This is a genomic window from Asaia sp. SF2.1 (assembly GCF_000505765.1).
Classification (GTDB): domain Bacteria; phylum Pseudomonadota; class Alphaproteobacteria; order Acetobacterales; family Acetobacteraceae; genus Asaia; species Asaia bogorensis.
Genome location: NZ_AYXS01000012.1, coordinates 71767 through 75344 on the forward strand (window position 1 = coordinate 71767; position 3578 = coordinate 75344).

Below are 3578 nucleotides of genomic sequence, written 5' to 3' on the forward strand. Positions count from 1 at the left end.
TGGAATAAGCAGGATGCAGGCAAGCCCCATCATGGAGGCGAAGAACATGAATACGCGCACAGGCGAAAGCGCCAAGGCCGCTCGCAGAGTGGAAAGCAAGACTTCATCCCCCGGGGAAAACGCAATGATGGCCCGGAAGCGACCGGGCTGGTAAGAGCCGCCAGCGCGCCCTGTCAGAAGTCCACGCAGGGTGGCGCCTGAAGCGCCAGATAGGCCAGACGCTTGTTCTCCTGCCGGCCCAGCGCGACACTGTTAAGAATGAACCCGCAAACCAGCGATAGCGCTGCAAGCAGCTCGAACCCGGTGGCCAGTACGGCAGATGGCAGATGCGGCACCGTGTGAGTCTCGATGAAGTCGAGTACCGAGCGAAGCCCGATCAAGCCGCCAACCACAGCGAGGAACAGGCCGATCGCGCCGAAGAACAGAAACGGGCGTTCCTGCTTGAGCAGATTGACGATTGTGCCAAGAATACGGAAGCCGTCGCGATAGGTATTCAGTTTGGAAAACGACCCCTCCGGCCGCTCGATATAGCGTGTCGAGACTTCGCCCATCGACATGTTGAGTTGCAGGGTATGCACCGTGAATTCCGTCTCGGTCTCAAAGCCCGACGAAAGCGCCGGGAAGGATTTGACGAAGCGGCGGCTGAAGACACGATAGCCCGAAAGCATGTCCGACTGACCCCGACCAAACAGGCTCACGACCAGACCGGTTAGCACCTTGTTGCCCAGTACGTGGCCAGGACGGTAGGCGGCAACCGCCTCATGAACGCGCACGCCCATCACGGTATCATGTCCGTTTTCGAGCGCCATACGCACCATCTGCGGGGCTGCAGCCGCCTCATAAGTGCCATCGCCGTCAATCAGCACATAAAAATCAGCTTCGATATCAGCAAACATGCGTCGGATGACATGACCCTTGCCCTGCAAGCGCTCACGACGGACAATCGCACCAGCCTCCTTTGCCAGCGCAACGGTGCGGTCGCTCGAATTATTGTCATAGACATAGATACACGCATCCGGCAGGGCAGCACGCATATCGCGCACGACACCCGCAATGGTGACCTCCTCGTTGTAACAGGGGATAAGGACGGCAACCCGGTAGGCGCCAAGGGGCAGCGCGGATGCTGTGACGATACCTGCCTGATGGGGGTCTGCCTGCATTACTCTCTCTGCGGAACGATCCTGATAACGCGCTCCTAGCATCTCGGCCGCGTCGAGGCCAGATCATGTCAGTGGCCCCAGGGGCTTCCGTAGACGGCCTGCCCCAGCTTAACCAGTCGTCATATGATCACGCAGCACGCCCTGAAGGCGTGGCAGTAGAAAAGCCGGGTCGCATTCCCATAGCGCCGGGCTGATCAGTTCCACCGACCATGGCCCGACATAGCCGCTGCGCCTGACGGCGTCGCACCATCCCGGAAGGTCGATTTCCCCCTCCCCCGGCATGCAGTCACGCAGCACGGTCTCGTCCCAAGCCTCGCCGGGACGTGGAAGGCGCCCATCGCAGAAATGCACACCGAAGATCCTTGCAGGGTCGAGGGAATCGAGATCGGCAGGTACCGCTCCTGACCCGTGGAAATGCCAGAAATCGACAACCACCCCCACATTGGGAGCTCCTACACGCGCGATAACCTCTTTGGCCTGGGTCAAGGTCCGGAAGCGGGTGAAGGCCGGCAACTCGATCATGTATCGCACCCCCCAATCGGCCCCAATCGCGGCAATTGAGGCGATATTCTGTACCATGACATCCATGATTTCCGGCTCAGACAGATAATCGGCACCCTGGCGCGGCAGAACCATGACCGTTCCTGCCCCCAGATCATGCGCCTCGCGCGTGATCTTGACCGCTTCCTCCATCAGGGCTGCGCGTCCGGTCGCATCGTGACGCTCGATGTGATCGAGCGCGCTCACATGGCTTACGCCCATCCCGGCATCGCGCACCATGCCTCGCACGGTATCGATGGCACCGCCGCAGGAAAGATAACGGGCAAGCTTCGGATAGAAGATTTCCATATCGTCGAACCCCGCCTCATGCGCGAGACGGATATCAGTCAACAAATTCGAGTGGAAACTCGTAATACCGTGCAACGCGGTGCGCATGACGACCATCTCCTCCTGACAAATCAGTCATCCCCCCGGACAGAAATCTGCTCCAGCGGTTCTGGGCCGATCCTGTCCCGGGCGGTGCCAGGGTCACAGTCCGTCCTTGATGTGAAACCATCGGAATTCGCATTCGCTTCCGCAGGCGCGTGGCTAGGCTCCAGACGTTAACTTAATGTCATCTTGGGGTCGCCCTATGATCATTCCTTCGATTCCCTCCCCTGCCTTGGATCGTCGCTCCTGCGAGACCCATCGCGCGTCTGCAATCGAGACCGCTTTCTCGGCAAACGGAGGACGCGCATGAGACGGATCCAGTCACTCGTCGGCGTCACGTCCGAGCGCCATGATGTTTCCTATGTGCTTCGCATCTGCGCGGTAGCAGCGCTGGGCGGTATTCTCTTTGGTTACGATACCTCCGTCATATCCGGGGCCATCGGGCCGATACGGGCCCATTTCCATCTGAGCGACGCAGCAACCGGCTGGGCTGTCTCCAGCGTGATACTAGGCTGTATCATCGGGGCCTTTGGCTCGGGGTGGCTTGCTCACACGCTCGGGCGCCGGATGGCGCTGTTTATCTGCGCCATCCTGTTTTCTGTGCAGTCGATTGGTGCAGCCCTTGCGCCTGATTTCACCCAGTTCGTCATCTACCGGATTTTGGGTGGGCTGGCTGTTGGCATCGCCTCTGCGGTGTCGCCCATGTACATGTCTGAGGTATCGCCAAAGGACATGCGCGGTCGGGCCTTGTCGATGGAGCAGTTTGCCATCGTTCTGGGCGCGCTGATCGTTTATGTCGTCAATTACCTGATCGCTGCCCGTGCGAGCACGGCCTGGCTTGAGGAAATGGGCTGGCGCTGGATGCTTGGCTCGGAGATTGTTCCGTGCCTCGTCTTTTGCGCGACGATTTTCCTCATTCCGGAATCTCCACGCTGGCACATGATCCGTGGGCGCGAGTCCCATGCCCTCAAGACGCTGAGCCGGATCTCAAACGAGGCCCATGCACGCTCGCTCATCGCTGAGATACGGGAATCCATGACGCAACATACCCGCCAGGGACCTGCGCTCATGACGGTGCTGCGCGACCGCCGCGCAAGATGGATCGTCTTTGCGGGTGCCATGGTTGCAGGCCTGCAGCAATTCACCGGGATCAATATTGTTGTCTATTACGCGCCGATGCTCCTGAGCACGACAAGCGGCAGCCTACAGAATGCCCTGTTCCAGACCATCTGGATCGGGGTGGCCAACCTCGTTGGGGGCATGATTGGTGCCTGGATTGTCGATCGCAAGGGGAGACGTCCGCTGATCCTATGGGGGTCGCTCGGCATGACCATTGGCCTTCTGGTATCGTCCATCGCGCTCTACAGACAGGATTCCGGACTTCTCGCCCTGTTCGGCCTTCTCTTTTACATGCTCATGTTTGGCCTATCCTGGGGTCCTGTCGCATGGATTCTCGTTTCGGAAATTTTCCCGAACCGCATTCGCTCG

The 3578-nt window shown here is 59.5% G+C and carries 3 protein-coding genes; 1 reads left to right on the top strand and 2 read right to left on the bottom strand.

What is annotated here, in order from left to right; all coding sequences use genetic code 11:
- Positions 1–173: 173 nt before the first annotated feature.
- Together P792_RS26780 and P792_RS26785 are read right to left on the bottom strand one after the other, a co-directional pair.
- A complete protein-coding gene (locus P792_RS26780) occupies positions 174–1160 on the bottom strand; it encodes a glycosyltransferase (protein ID WP_081866665.1) in 987 nt (328 codons plus the stop codon).
- 108 nt (positions 1161–1268) lie between these two features.
- The gene (locus P792_RS26785; RefSeq protein WP_023978399.1) at positions 1269–2096 is read right to left on the bottom strand and encodes a sugar phosphate isomerase/epimerase; all 828 of its coding nucleotides are present in this window, start codon (positions 2094–2096) and stop codon (positions 1269–1271) included.
- 300 nt (positions 2097–2396) lie between these two features.
- Here P792_RS26785 and P792_RS26790 point away from each other — a divergent pair.
- On the top strand, positions 2397–3578 hold a 1182-nt coding region (locus tag P792_RS26790), incomplete at its 3' end, for a sugar porter family MFS transporter (protein WP_235075443.1).